Source organism: Candidatus Omnitrophota bacterium, assembly GCA_028712255.1.
Taxonomy (GTDB): domain Bacteria; phylum Omnitrophota; class Gorgyraeia; order Gygaellales; family Profunditerraquicolaceae; genus UBA6249.
In genome coordinates, this window is record JAQTQJ010000004.1 from 41,681 (window position 1) to 67,519 (window position 25,839).

General features: G+C 40.6%; 10 protein-coding genes. All 10 read right to left on the reverse strand.

Features of this window, described 5'->3' with window-relative positions; translation table 11 throughout:
• Window positions 1–72: 72 nt before the first annotated feature.
• The 10 genes from PHC29_03065 to PHC29_03110 all read right to left on the reverse strand — a co-directional run bounded on the left by PHC29_03065 (window position 73) and on the right by PHC29_03110 (window position 25,694).
• Entirely contained in the window at window positions 73–717 is a 645-nt protein-coding gene (locus tag PHC29_03065) for a CsgG/HfaB family protein (protein ID MDD5108473.1), read from the reverse strand.
• A 90-nt stretch (window positions 718–807) separates the two neighbouring features.
• The gene (locus PHC29_03070) at window positions 808–1,440 is read right to left on the reverse strand and encodes an HAD-IA family hydrolase (protein ID MDD5108474.1); all 633 of its coding nucleotides are present in this window, start codon (window positions 1,438–1,440) and stop codon (window positions 808–810) included.
• A 60-nt stretch (window positions 1,441–1,500) separates the two neighbouring features.
• Window positions 1,501–2,148 carry a hypothetical protein gene (locus PHC29_03075; GenBank protein ID MDD5108475.1) on the reverse strand — a complete coding sequence of 216 codons (648 nt, stop codon included), beginning with the start codon at window positions 2,146–2,148 and terminating at the stop codon, window positions 1,501–1,503.
• A gap of 163 nt (window positions 2,149–2,311) precedes the next feature.
• The gene (locus tag PHC29_03080; protein MDD5108476.1) at window positions 2,312–3,667 is read right to left on the reverse strand and encodes an SLC13 family permease; all 1,356 of its coding nucleotides are present in this window, start codon (window positions 3,665–3,667) and stop codon (window positions 2,312–2,314) included.
• 145 nt (window positions 3,668–3,812) lie between these two features.
• A complete protein-coding gene (locus PHC29_03085; GenBank protein MDD5108477.1) occupies window positions 3,813–4,040 on the reverse strand; it encodes a hypothetical protein in 228 nt (75 codons plus the stop codon).
• A 46-nt stretch (window positions 4,041–4,086) separates the two neighbouring features.
• The gene (locus PHC29_03090; protein ID MDD5108478.1) at window positions 4,087–4,998 is read right to left on the reverse strand and encodes a lysophospholipid acyltransferase family protein; all 912 of its coding nucleotides are present in this window, start codon (window positions 4,996–4,998) and stop codon (window positions 4,087–4,089) included.
• A gap of 55 nt (window positions 4,999–5,053) precedes the next feature.
• Window positions 5,054–5,539 carry an adenosine-specific kinase gene (locus PHC29_03095; GenBank protein MDD5108479.1) on the reverse strand — a complete coding sequence of 162 codons (486 nt, stop codon included), beginning with the start codon at window positions 5,537–5,539 and terminating at the stop codon, window positions 5,054–5,056.
• Window positions 5,540–5,657: 118 nt separating this feature from the next.
• Window positions 5,658–7,220: a PIG-L family deacetylase gene (locus PHC29_03100; protein ID MDD5108480.1), complete on the reverse strand. Its 1,563-nt coding sequence runs from the start codon at window positions 7,218–7,220 to the stop codon at window positions 5,658–5,660.
• 10 nt (window positions 7,221–7,230) lie between these two features.
• Window positions 7,231–8,706, reverse strand: coding sequence for an apolipoprotein N-acyltransferase (gene lnt, locus PHC29_03105; GenBank protein ID MDD5108481.1), 1,476 nt, complete (start codon window positions 8,704–8,706; stop codon window positions 7,231–7,233).
• 203 nt (window positions 8,707–8,909) lie between these two features.
• Window positions 8,910–25,694: a M48 family metalloprotease gene (locus tag PHC29_03110; GenBank protein MDD5108482.1), complete on the reverse strand. Its 16,785-nt coding sequence runs from the start codon at window positions 25,692–25,694 to the stop codon at window positions 8,910–8,912.
• Window positions 25,695–25,839 lie beyond the last annotated feature (145 nt).

Below are 25,839 nucleotides of genomic sequence, written 5' to 3' on the forward strand. Positions count from 1 at the left end.
TTAGGTTTTCTGCCTTTATTAGCTTTTTTGGAACGCCAGTTAAGTTTTCCTCTGCGTTTTCTTTTTCCCATATTAGTTTTTGTAATAATTTAGTGGTACATTCTGTGAGATAAAACGAGCTGCCTCGATTAAACAATCATGAATAACCTTACCCATCGGTCCTTGCGCGTATTCGCTTAAACCGGCCTTAAAGGCTTTATCATGAGGAGTTCTTATTTTTCTCCCGGGATTCTCCACTGCTTGACTCTGAATATCGCGATTACTCATTACGTTTGCGCTAACCCGGTCAATAATACGCAAATTCAATTGCATATTTGCTTTATTTAGGGCCTCCCCTAATAAACCACCCATAAAACCGCCAGCGGCGCTTCCCCCTCCGGCTAATCCCGACTTGCCGCCCGAGCTCTCCGGAATAAACTCGATAACCCCAACGCTGACAATTAAATCCGCTTCCTGCGGAGTAGTTATAACAAAACGCTTTGTAGTATTTAGAATGCTGATAAAATAATCTTTTAACGCCAATCCAACCTGTGCGTCAAGGCCGGAAGTTTTTAGTTCAAAATCGTTAATTGCTATTTTTACGCGCGCTCCGGCGTATGGACTAAGCGACTCTCCCGCCAAAGAGTTATCTAACGCAAAATGTGGTTTTGTCGAAAAACATCCCGCAAAAAACAGTAAGGAAATCAGGCAACCAAATAACTTAAGACTCTTTATCATGTTTATTTTTAATATATTACCGATTAGCTACAGTGTCAAGAAGAATCCAGGGGACGGTTCTCTTTTTTAAGAGAACCGTCCCCCTTGTTTTTATAACAGATCTAGAAGTCTTTCAATTGAAGGGATAACCCTAAAAGGCCTCTCCTTCTTAATCTGAAGATTGCTACTTGAGCCGCCGGTAACAATTACGGTCTTGATTTTCGCGCGCCTGCCGGCTTGCGCGTCGATAACCATATCCCCGACATAGAGCGCTTGAGACTTCTTAAAGGCAAACCTCCTGATTATCGTATTTAGAATCTGTGGGTGGGGCTTACCATATTTTAATTTATCAGCGCAAAGTACATAATCAAAAAATTTTATCAGGCCTAAATGCCTTAAAAGAATAAGAGAAAATTCAGTCGGCCGGTTACTGGCTACCGCCAGCTTGCAACCTTTATTTAAAAGATACCGCAAAAGAAGCTTAACATGCGGATACAGGCGCGAGTATTTAAGTAAGCTGTGCTTATGATGATTACGGTATAGGCTTAAAGCGCGTTTTAAATGCTTCTTGGGAATATACGGCTTAAGAAGATTGGCGTCTCCCCATCCTACAGCCAGGCGGATAGTGTTTGCGCTTTGTGGTTTTAATCCCAGCTTGCCCATCACATAATTAAAACTGCTATTAATCGCCGCATAGGCATCCACTAATGTACCGTCTAAATCAAAAATAATCAGTTTTAGCATAATAAAATATAGGCAGGGTTTTTAAAAGCCCTGCCTAATTAAAATAATATTTATAACAAATTATTGCTGAGTTTGGCCCTCTTGGGTGGCCGGAGCCGGTGTTAATACTGCCTGTACTGGTGCCTGGCTGATTAGAGCAGATGGTTCAGCAACAATTCCTGGCTGAACTTCTGGCTGCGTAACTACAGGTGCCTGCATAGGCGTCTCCACAGGAGCAGCTGCCTGCTGCATTGATGTATCGGTAATAATAGGCTCAGCCATTGCCGCAGGTTTGGTATTTTCCACAACAGGGGTAATAGCAGCAGTTGAAGAATCCGGTTTCTCAAAATTAATATTCTTAGCAATATTCTTACCATCGCTACTTACCATATAATCCACGCTTAAAGTGTCTTTTATTTTTATTTCATCAAGGCTTTTAATATTCTCAAAGGCCGTCATATCATCAACGGTTAAAACAAGCTCCTTCTCCTGGTCAGTTTCATAATCAAGATATTTTAAAGTAAGTGTTTTTGCCAAAACATCTAAATTAGTTACTTCTCCCCAGGCCCACTGTGTCTCGTTTGTATTCTTGGGCACAACCTGCTGGTCAGAAGAAATAGCCGTAGAATCTAGCGGTGCCACAACAGGTTCTTCGGCAGAAACGGTAAACGTAATAGTCATCAAAAAAATAATAAATCCGGACAAAAATGTGAGTTTCTTAAGGCTCATCTTATCCTCCTGTCTTCTACGCCCTTTAACTTGTTATAGCTAGTGGGGCTTCGAAGGAATTTTAATATTCCTGTGTAACTCTATCGTCTATTAAGCTTTAGAGAGCGAAACAGAATCTTTTTAGATTACTATTAAATTATCACGTATCTTTTTATTTGTCAAGCTATCTATAAAACGGCAGAAAGATTAACGCTATCATCACGATAAATGTGGTGGCCAATCCCACGCTCAAACCCACCCAAAACCAGGTAAAAAAGTTTATTTTGACCCGCTTCTCCTTTTCAAGGATGCCTATTGCCACAATATTTGCGGTTGAACCGATAAGTGTAATATTGCCCCCTAAGCACCCACCAAAAAGTAACGCCCACCACAATGGGTGAAGATTTATATTTAGACTCTGAAATCCCTGCACAACAGGAATAAAAGCGGCAACCAAAACCACATTATCCAAGACACTTGAGCCTATTGTACTTATCCAGAGTATCGAAGAAATCAAAAAATTAATATTGTTTCCCGTTGCCTCAAGCATGTGCTTGGCGATAAAGACAGTTGCTCCAGTATACTTTAATGTCCCTGCCTGAACAAATAAAAGTAAAAAGAAAAGCAACGTCCACCATTCCACATCCTTTTCAATAAACTTTCTGGCCCGTTGGTGCTTCCAGATCATCACTAATCCACTGGTAATTAGGGGCACAACCAACAAAACAGTATTTGGAGATAACTTCAGGGCTAACTCTATGCGGTGATGTAAGGAGATAAAAACAAGCATGACCCCGAATATCCACAAACTTATTTTTAAGTTCTTCTGCGCCGGTATAGAAATCAGCTTAATTAAAATATCATTAGCCTCAAACTTGCCTATCTGTTCAGTGAGAGTTTTAATAGATTTTCTATACCAAAAGAAAGAAATAATGATAGTGGTTATAAAGCAAAATATAGCCAAAGGAAGAGCCTTTATAATAAAATCTTCAAAAGTTAAGCCGGATTTAGAAGCAATAAGAATCCCGATAGGATTCCCTAAGACCGTTGCGGCAGAGCCAATATTTGTGGTTAAAACGGAAAGTATGATAAAAGGAACCGGATCGGTTTCAAAATAATCACAGATCTCCAGGATGGCCGCTACAATAAAGATAATCGAAATCACCTCAGAGACTGTGCAAGCAAGCAGAAATGAAATAATGGCAATAAAAAAGGCAAATTTCTTTCCGGTTAATTTGGGGATACGCAGAATAAGACTGACGATCCAGGCAAAGACTCCGGAATCCTTGAGTAACCCGATAATCACCATCATCCCTACTAAAAAAAGGATGACTTCAAGTGAGGAGAATTCAATGACATGCTCCAAATCAATGGTGTTAGTTACTAAGAGAACGGATGTGCCGATGAAAGCAAAACTTAGGCGGAAATCCCAAAAGAAAAGAGTACCCAGAATCGATGCAGAAAATATGCCTATGGAAAGTGATTGCTGTGCATTCATCCCGTAAAAATGAGCACAAGAGGCAAGAAAGAATGAAAACAAAAATAAGGAGAGCAGCTTTAAAGACAGACTTTTCATTTATAACAAATAAGCTTAAAAAACCTACTAGTTAATAAAGAGCTGCTTTGACAGGCGATAGGGTAATCATTTTTATCAAAAGCCCACCCCCAATTTTTAAAACCTTTAGTTATTCCTTGGCTATAGCTAGAGTAATTACGCCAGCTAAAATCAAGAACAGGCCAATACAACCTTTAACAATTAAGAGGAGTGCTTTCCAATATTTAAGGATTGCCAATCCCCCTAAAACTAAAAATGCTAAACCTAGAATAACTTTAAAAAGTGTAGAAACCATTTTTTTAGAGCTACAGCAACTTTCTTCTGTTGTACCGCAACATTTCTTCTCCTCTTGCGCCATTGGAACACCTCCTTAATGAATCCGTAATGATTTAGTAGCGGACGAATTAACCAGGCTTACTCTTCCATCTGCGGTGAATCCAGCCCCATTCCGCAGGATATTTACGTATGTAGGACTCAATAATATCAGTAAGCCTCTGGATATTTATCAATATGGTATCTTGAGAATCCTTACCTGTTTTTAATTCTAATTCCGGTTCAAAAATTATCAGATGCCTGTCATCAGGCTGCCGGATAATAAAACATGGAATAAGCGCAGCTTTTGTCCTTTGCGCCAGAATCACCGGGCCAGTGGCAGTAGCAGCCTTCTCTCCGAAAAAATTAACAAATACTCCCCCCGTACCGAAATTCTGATCTATGGGTATAAAAACTAATTCATTATTACGTAAAGCGCTAATTGTATTATTTACGCATTCATTACGCGGTTGGCTATAAATTGTCCTTACACCAAATTTTTTTCTCTTTTCAAAGAAAATCTTTTCAACTTTGGCGTCGCGCATCGGCCGCATAATCCCTGCGGCCTTATACCCCTCCAGTGCCAGTTTACCCAAAAGAAGCGGGAAATTACCAAAATGCGCACTTACTAAAATTACACCCTTTCCGGATGCTAATGCTTTATCCAGATTTAGACGTCCCTGAATTTCAATTCGTTCTCTTAAAGCCTGGGACTTATCAAAAAAGGACATTAGTTCAACTGCGCTTTTAGCCATGTACATAAAACAATCCTTGGCTATCGCCTCAATTTCCTGTCGGGATTTTTCCTTACCGAAAGCAATATTTAAGCTATCCAAAGCAATATTTCTCTGCTTTACGGCAAAAATATAAGCTAAAGCGGCGATATTATTGGCAAAGGCATAGAGCCAGCCGGTCGGAATAACCCTGACTATCAAAGAACATATATTTAAACCAAGCCTGGCCGCAAAACGGCCGGTGAATTTGCGAATTTTTTTGGAATCCATATTAATTTATAAGTTATTCAAATTATAGCAAACCACCTTCAATTTGCAAGGACAATCAAAGCTTATAGCCGATTTTACGCAATAAGTCCTTACGCCAGGCAACATCCGTTTCATTCTCTACGCCTTTAGGAGGGAGGCCATCAATAACCCCCAATATCCCCCGCCCATTCTGGCTCTCTGCAACGATTACCTCCGTAGGGTTACTAGTAGCGCAATATATATTACATACTTCAGGGATATTCTTTATAGCATTTAAAACATTAATCGGATAGGCGTCTTTTAATAAAATAATAAAGCTGTGCCCGCTACCAAGCTCAAGTATGTTTTTGGCAGCCAACTCTTCAAGAAAAGTATCATTACCTTGCGTCCTTACCTTACATACTCCTGATGCTTCAGCAAATGCCAAACCAAATTTTATTCCTGGGACGTTGTTGACTAAAGCCTCATAAAGGTCCTCTACTATTTTGATAAAATGCCCCTGTCCTAAAATAAAATTCATATCAAGAGGCTTATCTATCTTTACAACTTTTAGTTCTAACATGTGTCCCCCCCCTTGTTAATTATGAATAATTTTAAACCCTAAATAAGCTGTAAGCCGTAAGCGGTAAGCTTATAGCTTATAGCTTATAGCTTATAGCTTATAGCTTATAGCTTATAGCTTACTTATTAATCTTTATTTTACGGTAACCCACCGCATCAATAGGCAAATCACCGTGATAAGCCTTAAGTGAAGTAAGCAGGTAATCCGGATACTGTAAAAGCTTAAGCGGAATTTTTAAAATTAAAAAATTCTTGCCAAAATCTACCAACACTCCATGATCGACAACCCTATTTTTACCATTAAATACCTTACAACTGCCAAATCCGGTAATGATGCGTATCTTGGGCATCTGAGCAAAAGCAGTATCCTTACTATACCCAAAAATATAGAGCATTACACCAAACCTTGCGCTAAGTTTTTTAGGCTTATCCACGCGCACGATAAAATAATCATCCTGCCGGGCATAACTAACAGACCCATCCTCCTCCAACTCCTCGATTTCTCTAAGAGGCTGCAAAGATCTGGCCTCTTTAAACATTTCCGAAGCGCCAGAATAAGAAATAACCTTATTCCCTGATGCAGGTTGCGGTTCTAATACCAAAACCGGATAATCGCCAAAAAGTTCGTTCTCTCTTGCAAAAGACAATAAATAAAACGCCGCCGACTGCGTCTGGCTCTTATAGAAAAGAATAGACTGGTATTTTTTGTCCAATTCTTCAAAACTTAAATCAAAACGCAGCCAATCAATCTCAGAACCGATAAATTTATCAGGCGGATATAATTCTAACTCCGGATGATAATGTCGCGGCTTGGGCCAACCCACAGAATGCACAAGATAAGGATAAACCGCTGGGGTTGAAATCTTGCCTTCCAAATCACTCAAGGCCACCTGGAGGAATAGATATAACGCTTTATGGTCAACATTAACATCGGAAGGATGAGAAACAAATATCCTATCCGGTTTATAATCTAAAATCTGATTAGTCAAATCACTTAATATGCTTTCACCGTAATATTGAGCCCCGTAAGAAGGATTGTTCTTGTATGGCACGCTGGATATCCGGGTCAGGCGGTCGCGAAATGGCTTCTTGGCCTGCCAATACTTACAAAAAATTTCAAAGGTTCCGTAATCAGGGTATCCTAAAAATACCAGGTCATCCTTAGACAAGCCTAAAAATTCCATCGCTTTAATTGACTCCTTCTGGCGCACCTGCCCCATATAAACAAATTCCCCCTGGCGCATGGTTATCCTCTTTTCATAGACGATAAAAGATAACTCATTGTGGTCGCCGCTAGTCAGATAAACTATCCTGACTTTGGCTTGCGCTTTGAGCGCCTCTTGAATAATCCCTGCGCAGGCGATTGCTTCATCATCCGGATGCGGAGCCAGGACTAAAATCCGCTCATCCTTCTTAAACGGCTCCAATACGCCGATAGAACCTTTCCAGATTATCCCAGATTTGTCCACGCTAGCGCAGCCGCTAAGCAATAAAAATGACAGAAAAATTGATAGTTTTATTTTATGTAACAGTTCAGCTCTTAGAAATAATCGTGTCATTGCGAGGAGCGATAGCGACGAAGCAATCTCAAGGATTGCTTCCCCTTCGCTTCGCTCAGGGTCGCAATGACACTCGTCGACAACTTTCAAACGCTGAATTGTTAATCTTTTATACATTTTCATTTCAAATCACTTAATTTTTTCTAGCAGAAAAATTAAATATTACTATACAAGCTCCAAACAGTGCGCAGAAAATTACAAAAAGATCTCCATAACGATTATAAAAAGTGGGCTTGCCTGGTATTAAATAAATATTTTGACTGCTATAACCCTTTACAAAAATTTCAAACCCACGACTGTTTTGCACTACTGACAAAATTCTGCCAAAAGGATCGATAAAACCGGATATTCCGGTGTTAGCTGCCCTAGCCAGATATACGCGATTTTCAACCGCCCTGAAAACTGAGGCGGCAAAATGCTGAAAAGGGGCGCTGCCCTCTTTATACCAGGCGTCATTGGTGATATTAACCAGAAATTGCGCTCCCTTCTTCACAAACTTGCGCGATAATTCGGGGAAAAGATCCTCAAAACAGATGAGTACACTAAAATCAGCAGGCTGCTTAAATATAGTATAATCGCGCCCGGGCTCTATATCTCCAATAGGAACAATCGTCTCTAAAAATGGAAAACTCTTTTTAAACGGTATATATTCCCCGAGGGGAACCAAATGGATTTTGCTATAAATTGCCAGGGGCACACCGGACTTATCTATAGATAAAGCGCTATTAAAATAATTCGGCTCAAAATGTGAGACAGCACCCACCAATAAATTAATTTTTAGCTGGCGGGCTAAGGAAAAAACTTGGGCAAATTCGAGATCATCCTGCCCCCAAAACCCAGGCACTGATGCCTCAGGCCAAATAATCAGATCAGGATCGTCGTTAGCGGCCTGAGCCGTCAATTCTTTATAATCATCCAAAATAAAATTAACCGCCCGCTTGTCCCATTTTAAATCCTGTGGGATATTACCCTGAATTACGGAAATCTTTAATGGTTTTGCACCGGCTACAAGATTAGGCTTATAACTTAATTTATGGAATCCATATGCCAGAGATAAAATAAGAATTACCGATATGATCAGAGAGGTTTTGATTCTTGATTGCTTACGTAAAATTAAATAAAAAGCAGTATTCACCAAAACTACCAAGAAACTAACTCCCCAGGCACCGGTAATATCGGCAATTTGAATAACCGGTAAATTTTTATATTGGGAGAGGCCAATAAGTGACCAGGGGAAACCGGTAAATAAATAGCTGCGAATATATTCCAATAATACCCAAGCAATTGGTATGCAGAATAGGCGTTTTGCAGGAGATAACGATCGTAACGAAAAAACTGCGCAGCCAAATACGCCAAAATAAATAGACAGGTATAAAATCAATACGGCTTGGCCGATTAAAGTAACATGAATAAGCCAATATATAGTTAGAATCCAAAAAACAATCCCGCACAGATAAGCGATAATAAATGATTGGCGTAGAGATTTATTTTCTAAGGCAATAAAAAGATAAACCAAGCCACACCAGCCAAATAACCAAAGATTGAAACTGGAGAATGAAAAGGATAAAAATAAACCGGATAATAAAGATAAAAAGATGCTTTTTTTCATCGCTTAATATTTTACCATATAAAAATTTTAAGCGAAGTTAAATATTAGTAAAAAGGGGCGCTTTTTAGAGGAACCTTTATGCCGGTAGGCTTAAAGGAAAACGCCCCTTTTGATTCGTTAATCCTTGTCATTCCCGCGAAAGCGGTAATCTACCTACATCCGTCATCCTGAGTCCGCCAATGCTTTAGTGGCGGACGAAGGATCTATTTATTAAACGCTATTCTTAATTCCTCTCCACTTCTTCCTGATCCCAACACTACCAGGATATCTTTAAGTGTTGGATCGGTTAAACAACAGCTCTCTTCTTCCATCCTGAGGATATCTGCAATACAAGAGACTATTCTATTGGTATCTTGATCCAGGCTACCTTTAAAACAGCTAGCAGCAAGATACTCTTTTAGGCGTTCTGCTGATGGGGTGATCCCTGAATTAACTAAACGCTCTATATCTGACCACTCTTGGGTTAGGTTGATACCTTGTAGAGTGCTTTGAGGCAAACTCCTTATACCTGCTTTGAGGCTATCTATAGACTGGATAACGATAGGCAGAAAGCGGAAGTCGATTCCCCCAAGCTTCTCACCTTGTCGGGAATCGATGGTGAGGGTAGTCGAACTATCGATGCCGCCGGGAGCAAAAGCAGAATTTGATGAAGAACTTGTTGAGCCGTTGATGGGGCCGGTAGTTTTCGGTTTAGCAATCTCATTCTCTAAATATTCTTTAAGATCTGCCAAAATTGAAGCTTTCAAAGATTTATATCCTTTCTGACTCCTATTAATATCAAGCGCTGATAAAACCCTTGTGACTCTTCCTTCTACGTCTTTGCTAATCATTGCCCATGCAATAGGCACTGGCGGCCTACCCGCTTTCTCATAGAACGCAAAAATACCTTCTTGCGTATCATCTATAAGCAATTTCCCCAGCATATCGCCGTAAGAATCCCACTCCCTAAAAATTTCTTTACTCGCTCTAGGAAATACCTTTCTTAAAGCCTCAGCTTTCATTTTCATTTTAATTTTATCTACAATGAGTTTTGTAATATCGCGCCATGCATCTTTAATTTCATCCGGAGAGAAAGATGTTTTTGCATCGAGGCCAAAGTATTTAGCAGTTCTTACACCTTGCCGCATTCCCTCAATATACTCCTTTAGAGTTTTAGCGTATTCCTGACTAAGTATTTCTAAATGTTCTGGATTATTACGATCAAATCCTACTTCAGCAAGCATACTAAATATCTCTTCTTTAAATCTTATGATTTCCGGACTCTCACCGGAAATTATAAGCTCAAGGCCATTGGGAAGACCTAAGTTTTCTTCATCATCCTTATCAATGCTTCTCTGAGTATCTGCATATCTACGTAATGTTTTATCTCTTTCTTCTGAAGTTATATGGGACGGTTCTGTTGCTTCATTGCTTCCTGCAAGAGCTTCAGCTGCTACTTGTTTTGCTTCTTTGAATGCTTTCTTTGGATCATCGCCCCTTATTGTTTTAACCAATTCTTTGTTCTTTCTTACTTCATAATAAATTTCTCCATTATTAATATAAACCTGTATCTCAACAGAGCCATCCCCCTGAGATATTGTATTATTTAATCCGTTAGGCATAGTTCCAGAAGCAAGATTGATCCCTGTATCGGGACTAGTGGGATTAAGAGAGCTTGGGGACGGTTCTGTTTCTCCCGAGTCCATTTCCAGAGAAACAGAACCGTCCCCATTATTCAAAGATACAGCCGCCGCGTATTTCATCGCCTCAGCAAATGTGCCTACTGCATCGTGGGTAAAATCGCTCAGATGCGCAATATAACCTTCCTGCCAAAATCGCCCTGCATTATCCTGACGCATAAATTCCTCTAACAGATGCCCTAATTCATGAACAATCGTATCAGTAGCAGAATCTATCGCGGTTGAATTAGTAGCGGCTCGGCCAATCTCTGAGGCAATAGAGCGGGCAAGAAACATCGTGTGTTTACCTTGATAAATCTTAAAAGCGCCGGCAAATCTCACTTCATCATTTAACAAAATTATCTGCTCGATGCCAAAATTACGGGCTATCCCCCAAGCCAATGTTACTAATTCTCTTTCGTTATCATTATAATCATTCGGGTTGAGAATATACCTTTCCGGACGCTGCATTTGATCATGGCCCAAAGCAATACCTAGGGCTTGCATAACTTTATTTCCTGAAAAAGGAATATCGCTTAAAGAAGGTAATCTTCCAAGATTGAAACCTCCTGACATTAATAATTCTCTTTGCAATTTAGCTGCACCCAATATTGCCTTATTAGTCTCCTCTTGAATCGCCAGGCGCCGCGTTAGAAGGCTTACCTTAGAATCAGAGTTTTGCCTATTAGAGAAAACTTCCAAGAGAAGGATAAGTTTAGTAAACTTCTTTTCTTTATCTAACTTCCCTGGTTCTGTAAGTAATCCTCTTAAGGCTTCTTCTGAAATACGCTCAATCCTGCCTACGTTTATATCATTGGCTACCCCTAATATCCATCTATCGCTTGCAGGATTAATTGATTGCCAGTAACTATCATTGGTCTCCCAGTCTAAAGGAAACCCTTCAAATACAAATTGCGGGCTGCTTTGAGAAAGGGCTTTATAGGCGATTGCCTGAAAAAAGGCAACAGCAACGTAGCGCTGAATCTGAGGAAGAAATTCATTCTCATGCTCAAAGGCGCTGCGATTACGAATAAGCGGTAGAGGTATCTGGATGATAATCCCTAACTCCTGAATATGCCGGCGTAAAACTGAAGGAATTAATGCTAAGTACTCTTCTTTCATTTCACTAACCCTTAAACCTGCTTTATCCACAATCTGTAAGGGCATATCTTTAGCGCTGATAATACGCAAAGGGCCAAAATTCGTCTCATCTTTTTCCTGAGGACGGACTGCTTTAAACTCAACTTCAGCTAAGATATCTTTCTCTACAGCGAGCTGCTGCTTTTTACCTTCATGGTCAATAAAAAATACCTTAAAATGCTCATCCTGCGCCAGGCCAACAAAGATCTTCCAGGAACGCTGGCTGAGCATCTGGTCCAGCTCGGGTATGGTATTATCCAATGACTTGATCCGCCTTACGGTTACGCCTTGAGCAACTTTAGGATCAGTTATCTTGCGTATACGCGTTAACTTAACTGCGGTTGGCCTCCCCGAAGAATCTCTAATTACCGCAAAAACAAACATATAAGCGCGTTGGCTATTTTTAGTAATAATCTCAAGCCGGTCCACTCCTTCAAACAGCGTATATTTTCCTGTGCCAAAGAACCCGGTGAGTTCAATCTGGCCTGCGGCTGCCTTAGTAGATTTAGGAATAAGCAAGGCCACCTCTTCTAGGGCGCCGGTCCCATTATCCCGAGCTTCTTCAACATACTCTTCTTGGCCTTGAGAGTTTTGCTGAAGGTAAAAATCTACTAATAGCTCCCCGTGTTTACCACGCGTAGCATCACGGGAATTTTGGGCAATCTCAGCAGTATAGGCGCCAGATTCTCTTTGCACAGTAGCATTAAGTAAAATATCCGATTCTAACTTTGCTGAAGACTGAGGAAGATTAAAAATACTTCTTACAAGTTGCTCAACGCTCATAACCTTATCCGCGAGCCCGTTCTTTGGCCTTTGCTGCTCAAGTTTAATAATCTGCGACAAGGCTACTGCCTCCTCCGGGCCTCTAGCATTAAATTCATCCACACCCTCAGGCTCAGTCCTTTCCTTCTCTCTTAACTGCTCGACATTATTAGTTAAAAAAACCACAAAGGGGCGCGCTTTACCCAGCTTATGAGCATCCTTAAGTTGAAATGATCTTCGTTCGTTTGCGTCATCAAATAATTCAAAGGCGCTATACAAATCAGATAAATATTTATCTCTGGCTTCTGGTTTTAAGGCTAATAGCCTATTTATCTGATTGGCAAGGATATGAGCACCATCGGCGTGGTTTGCAGCTTGAAGAGAAACACCTGAGAGAAAATTTATTATTGATGTAAGCCTTTTAACTTCACCGGGAGTTGCTTCTTTTAGCGCAGCGATGAATTTGATTATTACGGGTAAGATATCTATCTTTTCCTGATAAGTACCCCAGCCATAAGCAAGGGCTTCAAAAAGTTGATTATCTATCTCAAGATGTTCGATGTTTAACTCTCTCTCCTTAGAAATGCAGATAAGGCTAAAAAACAAATCAAAATAAAAATCGTATTGATCCTCAATTCTCTCTTGAGAAAGCTGAGTTTTTCTTTCCTGAAGAAATCCGGGCAAAACCCGCAAAAATTGCTGCATCCTTCGGCTAAAAATATCAAAGGGCAATTCTTCAAGGTTCAAAGGCTGATTATTTTCGAGCGCTTGCCGGAATCTACGATTAATCTCATCTTCTTGGTCTAGATAAAGTTCTTTAATCATTTCTCCGAGACTAAAGTCGGACCGATGCTTGAATTCTTCCGGGATTAAATCTAAGAATGGCTGATAAGCAGCCTGCGCCCTAGCAATAAAAGCGTCACGCTGAGAGAAAACATTATCTCTCCATTTTGCCATAACCTCTTGCGCGTTAATCTGTGCCTCTTCTGCCTGCGCTTGAACTTGAGCGGGTTGAGGCGCTTGAACAAATACCTTGCGCGGGTCCAGATACCTTATCTCTTGGGTCTGAGGATTAACAAACACAAAATATTCGCCGTTAACGTCTGCACAAATAAAATTTTGAGGTACTTGTTTAGTAACACCCTTAATCTCGCCGAAATTATTAACCAAAAGAATGCGTCCATCATGAGTAGCTACAAGAATAAAGTTATTATTTTGCTCTATAAAGAATTGATGCTCAAAAAAAAGCGAAGCAACAGGCCTTGACTTATCGGTTATCGCATATACTACTTCAAAACCTCTTTCTGCATTTAAAAGATACCAAACCTTGCCACCTTCTAACGACACCACACGATCAGAGGGCTGTATTTGTTTAATATCTGTTAATAATCCGGAATCTAAATTTAAAATACACACATCGTGATCACCAGTTGGTAAATAAAAACTACCTTCGTAATGAGAAAAATTACGAAAAATCAAATTATTACCTTGCAGCAAAATGCTCCCCAATGGTTCTATGGGAGTACCTCTATTATATTCAAAACCAATTGAGGCCATTACTTCTCCCCAATGCGTCTTATAAGATTCTGGAATTCCATTTGTCTCTTCATCCCAAATTGTTTTCTTCTCTAAATCGTATTCTTCCCAGTAACGTCGAGATATCGGGTCTGTTGACGGCCCTGCCTCAATAACTTTAAAAATATTTCGATGAATAAATATACCCGGAGCCGCATATCCGCTGGCTCTACTAAATACATCGCACTCTTTAAGTCTCCCATCCTTATTTACTATCAGTAAATAAGTTTTGCCTCCGTCAGAAGTAACTCTTATTTTACCTCCTTCTTCAAGATCTCGATGTTTAGCTCTCATTGATATAAACATCTCATCTTTCTTTTCTTCTTTTTCATTTAACCATAAATAATCCAATTTATTGCCGGCCTTAAATATCGCCACTTCTCCGGAAGAATCAATTTCAATGTGGTCAGCGCCTTGGATTAAAAACCTGCCCTGCCCTAGACTAAATAAACTGTATTTGCCCTGCTTATCCTGGAGAATAACCACATCTGCCTTATCATCTACGCGAAATCCCAACGAATCATGCGTGATTATTTGCGGCACCCTATTTGGGGCTGTGTTATAATCACTATATGTAAGGATGTTATTGCCTTGTTTATGCACCGAGAATCTTCCCGAAGCAGACAGAAAAACTTCTGACGATTCCGATTGCTCTACTCCTGAGGCGGTATCGAGCACAATATAATGCTTCTTATTTGGCGTTCCCAACGGCAACATATCGATTTTCTCTATAACCACCAAATTACCCTTTATGGCTACAACAGAGTATGTAGTTCCTATTATGGGCCGTCCGTCAAACAACTGTTGATCTCCCTTATAAATGTAGAAAGAATCATTAGATTCATACACAATAAAGGCATCGGTTGACCCTATTCGCTGAACACGAACATATGCAAATGGAGCGGCACGATTTTTATCTTCACGGTTAATAAGGCTAAAACCTCCGCCGGGTTGCGGAGTAATTATGATAGAATTCGGCGCATCCGCAGGCTTAGTCTCGCTAAATAACGCAGCTGGCTGCACTTGCGGATGAGCTAATGGCTCAGCCTCAGTAGATTCTACCTTTTCAACTTCCGCTAATACCTCTATAGCGGCATAATAATTTTCTAGCACCAGAACATTATTATTATTTATGAGCTCAAGAATTTCTTTAAGGATTGCCTTGGCCTCAGCTATCCTATTTCCCTTAGCAAATGCCTCAGCTACAGAAACAAGAGCTTCACATTTCATCCGAACTTCGTCTTCAGGAATCTTCCTGGTTATCTTCAAGGATTCATCTACTTCACCTATTTGGGCTAACCCTTGAGCTATATTAAATAATAAGCCTGGATAGATAGACTTACGAACAACAGAATCCGTATTGAATTGCCCCAAAACTTCCAGTATGCTATTACATAATCGCCCTGCTTCTTTTATATCCCCATTCTCTATCAATCCCTTAACTTCATGGGATAGGAACAATAATCTTTCTAGAACACTACCTAGATCCAACTGCTTGATCACAATATCAAATATTTCCTGCAATTTTTCTGGCCGGACTAAGAATTTATCTGTCCCGACGAAGCTCTTAAGTATGCTATCAAAAACCTGCCCTTTTCGGGTAACATCTGATATTTTGATTGTTATCGAGAGCGCTTTCTTAAACACGTTTTCTGCATCGGCAATTCTGATCATCTTAAAGTAGGCGGCGGCTACAATAGCCAAGGCTTCCGCCTTATCTTCAGGATCAGTAAGTTTCTCTGCGATACGTTGCGCTCTTTGCAATAAAGCATAAACTTCTTCTTCTGGTAATTTTGACTCAACTAATGCATTTGTAATATCTAATAACTCTGTTCCCTTAGACCATGAATTGGGAAACTTTTCTACATTAATGAGTATATCTTCAAATAACTTACCTGCCTCTCTTTGTCTTTCTAGTCTAGAAAATGCCTTGGCTATAATTGCAAGTATTCGTTCTTTATTATCGAGCTTTTCTACTGTGCCCTTAATCTCTTTTAGCAGAGTAAAAACCTCTTGGATGGTGATATCTGAGGCGATTAATGCTTCAATAATAGTAGAAATATTCTCACGCAGATCATTATGGCTCATGCCCTTTATCATATTCACTAATTTTGCAAACAAGGCATAAGTTCCAGCACTTCCTTGTAAACGAGCAGCTCCAGCCAACGCTTCAGTTATAGAAGCAATAGCTCTTGCTTTAGCAGAAGGATCTGGAATGTGGCCTGTAAAATCAATAACTTCTTCAAATAGCCCTAACCTTTCAGTAGTACCCATAATAACACCGGCGGATTTATCCATTACCATAACAAAAGCTTTAACCGCTCTAACCATTAACCAAGATCTACTACGATTATCATTCTCAAAAACATTTTGTGCCTCAAGATACGCCTTGCGCAGTGTAACAAAAGCTAGATCTTCCTGCCCTATTTCAGCTTCTGCTAAAGCTGTAGCTATAAGGGCATCACATCCGTCTGCATTCCGATCAGAAGCGTCCTTTTCTACTCTATAAAAATGATGCGCCTTATTCAGCGCTTCTTTTGCTTCATCAATTCTTCCTGTTTTAGCTAATCCTCTGGCTAATACGGCATAAGCGCGGCATCTTGAATAATCATCAGGCAAGGCCTGCGCAATGCCACTGACTACTTTAACTAAATCTAAATCAGCTGGTTCTTTAGCCTGCGCGCCAGCTTCCTTTACGCCTTTTTGCATGCTCATTACAGGAGGCTCTCTTAAAAATTTATTAATTGCACCGGAATCAATTGCTCCGCTTACCTCTTTAACTTCTGGAATTGCTGTAACTGCCAAGTTATCTTTGGGCTTGGCATGCTCATAACTTGTCACCACCTCTTCAGCGGTAATAATGTTTACTCTTTGCAACAGTGAGGAATATTCTTTTTCTTCTTGGGCCGTCAAACCGCCGCTTCTTTTCCTGCTCAATTCTAATAATCTCCTGCCCAACTCCTGCGGTATAATCACAAAACTTTCGGTTTTGATTACTGGCAGGCGTTCTTCTTTAGCCCAGGTATGCCATAAACGGTCAAACTTAAAAAACCTTTTTGTGGCTTCTTGAGTAAAAGGAGCAATAATCAAAGGCAGGTGGCTAGCCCCTCCTAAAGTAACATACGGAATTATCTCTCCTCCGATTGCGTTTAAGAAACTAGAAAGCTGCCAATCAAATAATTTTCCATGCACAAAAAGTACATCCTTGCCTCCGAGTTCAAGTTTACCAAACTCTTTCTGCTGAGGCAGGACAATAACCCCCTGATGCCTTAACTCTTGTATTAGGCCGCTGATTACTTCCTGAACATTAGCGCGGATACCTTTTACCAAATGGCTGCTATTAGCATTGGAATTAATTAAGCCATCAAGGCCAACCATTATGGTATTAATATATTTTATTTTCTCGCGGGTAGTCAATTTGGGATGTTTTACAATCTGCTTTATCGCGTACTCTACCCCTTGCTGGAAACTGGGAATCTTGCCGCCTAAATTAAGGCCCATGATAATATTATCCCGGGATTCGGAAACATCCAGCAAACCGCCTAATTCAAGCATTAAACCGCCTGTTACAGTAGCGCTATCCATAATCTCTCCGGGAATATCTACCGCTATAATTACCTCTCCATTCCTGGCAAAAGAAACCCGATGGGGAAGCGCTTCATCATGAACAACTTTTACTTTACCCAGTTCTCTATCTATATTTAACTCTAAAGACGCGGGGCGCTTTGTCCCTTCTTTGGGTACAAACATTTTAGCGAGAACCTCGGCATCCATGCCACTGCCATTATCAACAATAGTTATGGCATGCTCTGAAGTAATTACTTTTACAAACCTGCCCTGGCTTTCTTCTGGGGCATGAGCCTTGCTCCTCACCGGCACAACTACTCTTTTATTCTCAAACCCGTTAATCTTTACGGGTTCCCTCTGGCCGCTCATCTGCGTATAAATATCCACTTCCCCTACAAACGGGAAACGCTGATGTATAGCGTCAGCTATTGCTCCTTGAGAATTACGATGCGTTTCATCACGCTGGCTATCCAAGCGCGGAATAGCCTCAACAGTAGACACTTTTACAATAGTGCCATGCTCTATAATTTGGCCGGCATATTCTTGGGCTAGATCCTGATATTCCTGCGCGGATATCTCTTTAATCTGAATATATCGAGCGCCTTGAGCATCTCTAGTTAGAGTAAGATGATAGGCTTTACTGTTTTCTTTACGTGTAAATATTTCTATTTTATCTTCAGCCGAAGGCCCTAACCAATCAATAATCTGCTTTACGCCCTTACTAAATTGGCCTATGCGGAATCCATGCGCATCCAGCCCATTAGATACTGCTTCGCATATACTCTGTATCCTTGCATTTTTGTTTTGGTCAACGATCTCTACATCTAATCTTACACCCTCAACAGGATATGTGTCTCCAATAATCAGGTCTACAACTTCTTTTGCATATCCATTACTGCCAAACCCCTCATATATAGCTTTATATGCAGCTTCTCCTGTAAGAGCAGTATTGAGTTTTAAAAGTTTTAAAATATCAGGTAATAATTCCCTTGGGATATTTCTTTCTGCCAACCGATACTGTGCCCAGATAAAACGATTAAGGTCGACTAAGTCTATGCTTGGCTGCAATTGTATAGTTGCTCTAGCTTTATTCCAAGGCCAGCGTATGCTTTGCGCCCATTCCACTACCATCTTACCCAAATCTATCTGGCCAAATCTATCATAGAAAAACTGGGCCGGCCCAGAACCAATGACTACGCTCTTGCTACCAGTAGCCGCGCGCGAAGTTGAAGTTGCCAGCTGCGGCGCTGGCGTTACTTGAGCTACCTTTAACACCTGGCCTTTATTCGTAGTAGATATATACTTTTTGATCGCATCAAATAGATCGGATCCGTCAACATATTGAAGCAGGTTATTGATTGCGGACACATTTTTGAAAAATAACCGGATCCTCAGCGGCGTATCATACCCTCGCTTTTCAAATTCTGCCATTAAGAGATTGGCAACACTTGAGCTGACATCTTTTCCTTGGATTAGATCAATAACTGTTGACCAAGAAAATATTTTCTTTAGGATTACTGACCGTATCTCTTGGCGAACCTTATCCTGATCGGTTTTATCCGGATTTACTTGCAAAAGATAATTAATCAGCGCATCAACTTTACCCATAAAATTAAATTTCCAAGCCATACTTAATCGGGTAATTAGATCAATATCCACAGGTAATAATTTAAGATAATAATTTCTATCGATTACTATTTTTTCATATGATCCGTCGGGTCTTTTATTAAGCATTAAATTACCGATATGAAAATCCGAATGCGCCATATATATGGTTTCTCCGGAATAGGAATCTGCAACCGGAGTCAACAAATGCGTCAAATAATCCCTGGCAAAATCAGCTAACGCCGCTTTTAGTTTTGAATCACTCACTCTTCCTTTCTTATCCGTCTGGGCGGGAACAACCTGGTCGCCCCCATTTAATATCTTCTTAAGCGTATCCCCTGGAGCATATTCCTCAACTTTTATTCTGTATCCATATGGCTGCAAAACACGCGATGTGGTTATTGAGCCTGCCGCAGGATAAAATACAGCTGAAGAAAATATCGCATCGTCACTTAAGAAAAAGCCATCATTAATGTCATCTTTGACCCACAACCTTAAAGTACCCAACAATCGTTCTGCCATAATGTATTGCCGTTCATTTTTAGGGTCTTTAGCAATTAAATCTTTCACTGTTTTTTGCATTTGTTCTGCGCGTTCGCCTAATAGAACCTCAAGATTCGGAGATATAATTTTTACCACCTGTCTAGCAACACTCCCATCCGGTTGTGTCACTGACACTAAATACGCGGTATTAATGGAGCCCCCGCCTAACACTTTTTCTATCCTAAGATGTATTTTTAAATACTCCATTGCTTCAACCTGTGCAGTATAAAATGCTTTAAAACTTGCCAAGGTTTCTGTGAACACCTCTTCAAACATTGATGCGGTACGTTCATTATATTCAGTAAGCTTTTTATCCCGTAAATTTTGGGCAAATAAAGATAAGAATACGCGTTGATCGTAATCTTGAAGCGGGCTGTCATTTAAATTAAAACGGAATCCCAGAAAATTAATTGCTTCTGCCCGGAACTGTTTAAGATATTCAGTTAGCGGTATTGTTTGGCCTGCTTCCATCAGGCGCTTTGACCATTCAGCATAAGCAGCGGATTTAATCCACGCCCCATCCCGGACTGTTTGCATACGCTCAATTTCAACTGCCAGCGACTGAAACAAATTACTCTTTACCAGAGTAGAGGCGTTATCATACACATTACTGAACTCTTCCTTATATTCTTGCGGGATAGCGTAATACTGGCCAAATACTTGTAGGAACCGGACACCGAGCGCGCCAATTGCTTGCCCTGCGGTAGCAATGAATTTACCTAACCTTATAGATAATGCTTTAGTTTTTCCAACTGTAGTTTTAAATTGAAATACCGCATTCTCCTGGCGATAATATTCCCGCTCTTTTGCTTGAAACTTAAGCAGCTGCGGGTTGATCATCGATTCGCCGGGATTAAATACCGCATACACTGCCTCAATCTCAGTATCGGGAATATATGACGGGTTATCCTTCAGAAACGCAAAGAATTGTTCTGCTGTTTTACCATACTCCTGCGTTACGTACTTCTTATATTTTTGATATTGCTTGTGCTCTTTTAATTGTCTATCATAACCATGTTCTTTCCACCGTTTACGATCATAACTGCTTCGGCCATATGATTTCTGTAGCTCTTCCAAGCTCAAAAGATTTTGTGTCGGCCGATAAATTTCATTCTGAAAACGCTCATAAGCAGGTAACCACCTCTGTAACCTGGAATCCCGCACAAATGGATCAGCTGGCTGTGTAAACCACGACATAACTGCGGCGCGGTGTGTATACGCAGGATCACCGACCAACGCATGTTCCGCAAGAACTTTTGATAAGAAAAGTGTTAGCTCGCTATTGTCCACATTCGCTAAAAATGCCACTAGAATATTTTGCATAAGTTGTAATTCTTCTGGTTTCATACCTGAAACATTCCCTAAAATCCATGCGCTGAGTTTCTCCAAATTTTCTGCCCGGAAAAACACAGCGTTATATTTTGACAAAAGCCTCTGGAAGAAAACAAAACGCTCAAGTTGTGTCATGGAATAAAAACGGTTCATCCAATCATCAACGCGTTGAACATCCGTAATAGCGCTAACATCAACGTCGTCTCTCTGTTGCGCTTCTGCCCGAATCTTAGTAATCGTCTCCATGATTACCGATGCAAGATAATCATCATCTCCTGTTACCATTGCCTTCATAAAATCCATCGCCTGTTTTTCACCAATCTTCATCTCCTCAAGTGTTTTATCCAATGCCATAAAACCACCCAGCATCACTTTTCCATCAAGGCTATTGCCCTTCTCGTAAACACTCACTAATTGTTGATATTGTTGATATTCGGCATCCGTATCCACGCGCTCCTGGCGGAAATAATACAACGCATCAAAATTTCCATATCCTAACTCATTTGATACAAACGTGTAGGCATCGGAAAATTTCCCTTCCTTGATTATGCGGTGGCGCAGATTCGTCAGAAGCTCACGTTTCTGCCTTCCCGGAGGAGAATAACGCTCAATAAAATAATACGCTTCTTCCAAATCTTTCCAAGAACTCACTGACAATGACGCTGCGTAAAGTTGCAAGCTTACTAATTTTGCTTCAATTACAGGGTGAAGAAAATTAAGTTCATCTGAATCCTTGCCATAATAATTAATTAATACTTCCTGTCCAAGAAACCGGCTACGGCCTCCAATAGCAGAAATAGATCCTTGATTTTTTATCTTTCTTGCCGATATCTCTGCATTAGACAATGCAAATGATGCATGGATACTATCGGTAAGCGCCTGCAATTGTTGAATCGATAATAAACTAAGCTTATTTATCAGTGTTGCTTGCGCAGCTTCTGCATCAAAATCGGTAAGCGCTGCATTGGCGAGTGAATTATCATTAACCGCATCGGCATAAATAAACTGTCTTGCTTTTCGGACAGTAGTATATTCTAATCTTTTCTTTTTTGCTTGCCCGCTGACAGATTGCGCAATCGCAGCAAGCTCTTCACGTTGCGGGTTTTGCTCCCATAACAGGTAATATTTTTGGTCCATTTGACGCAAAATAACCTCATAATCTTCTTCATTAACCTTTGATTCTTCCCTGCTCTTACTTTCTACGCAAAGAATATCTCTTCGAATAGCGCTCTCAATAAAAAATGCTTCGCTCAATGATGCCTTCTGATATGCAATAAACTCGCTACTTACTAAGAACTGTTCCATCGCCTCCCGGTAGAACACGGCATAAGCCTGAGCTTGTGCTCTATCTGTACTCATCCGGCTAATGCCTTCTACGCTAATTGGCAACCATAATCGCCCGTCCTTATCTTGAAAATGATTTGCTGTGAATTTTTGTATATACATTCGCAAGAATCCAACTCTATCCCCTTGAGCCATATATTCATAAAGCCCTATCTGCTTTCCATACTCCGGTAATTTTGCTTGCTGCAATACCCGGTTAGTCGCTTCCATTCTGAGCCCATAACTTAACGGGTTTACGCTTGAAAATATATCAAATAGCGACGAACTAAGCCATAAAGTTAGATCCACATACGTCATACGGCCAAACCTGTTATGAATTTCTTCTCCAAGTTCGGTGTCATTTGGTTGGCGATTAGAATAGTCTTTGGCTTCTTGCAAATCCTGAGTATTACGAATCCATTCGGCGGTAAAGGTAACTAATTGTCCCAATTTCTTCTTCTGTGCTTCTGATAACCGGCTTGAGAATTGCTCGTAAGAATCAAAATCCTTACGGAGCGCTGCTTCTTCATTAAAAATGTCATGCCACAATGACCCTACAAAATACCATTGATGCGGATTTTCGCTCCCAACCAGTCTCTGTTTTCGTATATCCTCATTGGCCCTCTTTGGATAATAAACAAAAGAAGGATCAAGGATATTCTTTTCAACATACTTCTTGCTTGAAATATACTGCTCGAGAAATATTCTATATGTTTCAAAGTCTTTTTCAGAATCAAAAGAATTTATTAAATTTGAATAAAACACGGAGAAATAATACTGCCGAAGCTGCCTTAAATAATCAGAAAGCCATATCCGTGAGCCACCAAACGCAGGATTGGAAATCTTCCCGCTTGCATTAAATGCTAGTGTAATCGCAGTAATCCTCTTGCCAAAACCATCAAGGCTCAACAGTGAGCCATCAAAAGTAAAGAAATTGTAGACCTCTTGCCACTCCTGAACATTAGGAGATTCTGTTTGGATATTTAGTAATCGCATAAAGTAATCTCCCAGATAGGGGGCCATATCGTAGCCATCAGGATTATCATTGCGAGAGGAAAGCAGTGACAAGGCCAAATATCGAACTACCTCATCTGTACTCTCGGCTGGAAGGCCATCCGCGCATGCAGTATTCTCTTTCAAGAGATACTGGCTGATATATACAAGTTTCTGCCAACTAAGATAGTAAGATGCCGCATTAAACGGTTGCCTCTGTTGTGTTCCGATAAATTCTTCGATGATGAATTTATATTGCTCTTGCGAAGATAGTGTTTTTTGGGTCAACTCCCCCCAAGTATCTTTAAAATCCTGAAATGAAGATTGTTTTAAGTACGTTAAATAATCAAGGACAATAAAATACCCTTCCGGAGATTTCCAGTACCCCTCTAACGGATGAAAGGCGTTAACATGCGTCAAATCCTGTCCCTGTAAATTCATGCGCAGAAGCGTCGTTCGATCAAATTGACTTCCATGCGTCCAGTCAGAGCTCCCCTTCACAAAGCTTTCCAGCTTGTTAGATAAATAAATAACCGCGAGTTGATTAAATCCAATACCGTTGATTAACGAAGGAGAAACTGCATCCGCCTTATATTCCCCAAGACGTTTATCTAAAGGGGTACCGACGTTATTCCAGGTTAAATAATTATCCTGATAATGTGACAATTCATGCGCGAGCACCGCGGCAATTTCATCAGAAAAATCCAGGCCATCAAGTAATTTTTGCGTAATCACCACAGAGCCGTCAGGAAGGCAATACGCATTGACTACCGGCTCAAGAGATATGTATACTTTTATATCCGTACGTAGCTGTTTGTGCCCTGCCCGATCGTTGAGCCTAGTGGTAATCTTGGTAATCGTATCCGATAAAAACGCATACTGTTTGCTGTTGGCATCTGCGCCAGGATCCAAAATTCCGTAGCGCTCGTTTACTAAACCCAAAAACTTTTGGAATTCTTGTTCATCTCGTAGGACAGTAGGATCACTTACTGTAAAATGGTAATCCTTCGGCAAAATTGCGTATGTTTGCGCAACTTTATCATATTGTTTCTTAACGGCATCGAATACTGGTATCGATGATAGGGGATTTTGTGATGATGAAGCATTCTTCTTAATTGACTTAACGGCATTTGAAATACCTGCCTGAAACTTCTGGAGTAATGATTGAGCTTGTTTTGTTGGTCCTGGTTGGGGAATATTCTCAAGATTAGGGGATGGTTCTATTCCTTTGGCCTCAGCAGCAGCCACGCTTGGGGCACTCTCCCCTACACCTGCTACTACGTCTATCTCTGAACCTCGAACATTCACTTCGGCTAGATCAGAATTGCTTACACTGGGATCACCGACAGTGGGAGCTATAGTAGTTATTGTTCCTGCCGGGTTAACAGAAGTGGCTTGTCCAAAAGCAGGAATTACCTGGCCGATGGCAAAGCCTCCTGAAAAGTAACTCCTGATACTCTGGCCAAAAGGGGTACTGATGGGTTCTTGAATGTTGTATTGGCCTTTAGCAAAGTTCTCCTTGTAGGCATTGAAATAGGTAGCTACGGAGTAGGGGATTTGGATTTTAAGGTTAGTGAGATCTTTAGAATCAATAGTTGGGTAGGGTAGGTTTAAACCTGCCCTACCACCTTGAGTTGTTGGGGACAGTCCCCTATGCCTGGCTTTGAACCATTGGGCAAGAATTAGTGAGTAGTAGACCTGTCTTAGGGGAGCATAACGCTTGGCATTGTTGATTTCTTTGGTTAACCTGGGAATAATATCCTCTCTTATGATTTGAGCGGAGTAGGCGTTGAGCTGCCTTTCTCTTACGTCTTTGAAAGAGTAGACAACATTATCTTTTAGATAGTCTTGCTCAAGCATTACTTTAAGGGTTGCCTTGTAGATATAGGCTGAATCTACTGATTCACGGATAATGATCTCATCCGGGACGATCCAGGGGCGGGTTAGCGTGGGAATGGTTACGTTCTGGGTGCCATAGAGCTCTTGGGCGCGTGTATAGAGTTTATCCCAGTACTCTTTGCCTTGAGGAGTAGAAGGATTAGTGGCATCAGCAGTGTCTTTTTTAAGCTGGAGGTCTGCTTCCAGGAGGATCTTGCCTATTTGAGTTTGAGCTAGGAGTGGATCAATGATATCATCGGGTAAATCAGGGCGAAGGTTAACCCAAAAGGTGCCATTGGGTAGAGCGATACCTGTAAAGAAGTAGTTGAGCAGGTCTTTGGTAGTTGATTCAAGTCCAGGGGTCCTCTTATCCTTAAACTGGTCTCCTTTGTCTAAAAGAAGTTTAAAGTTGTTGTTTAGGCTATCATAAGAGATAGATCTTAGGTGTAGGGGACGGAATTTATCGGGAGATAGAGCATTGTGCAGGGAATTAAGAGTGCCGGCGATATTTAACTCTGCATTGGCTACTTGGGCAAAGCCGGTTTGTTGCAATAAAAGAGATACGCACAGCAGAATAGAAAGAATCTTAAAGGTTTTGGATTTTTTCATCATTTTGCCTACCGGTTTATTAACTTACTATAAGTATGCTATATAGGTAAGTAAAAACAAGGGTAAAATAAGGAAAAAAGAAAGGGTTTTCAGAATGATAAAAAGGGGACGTTTCCCTCTAAGGCTATAGGGAAACGTCCCCTTTTAT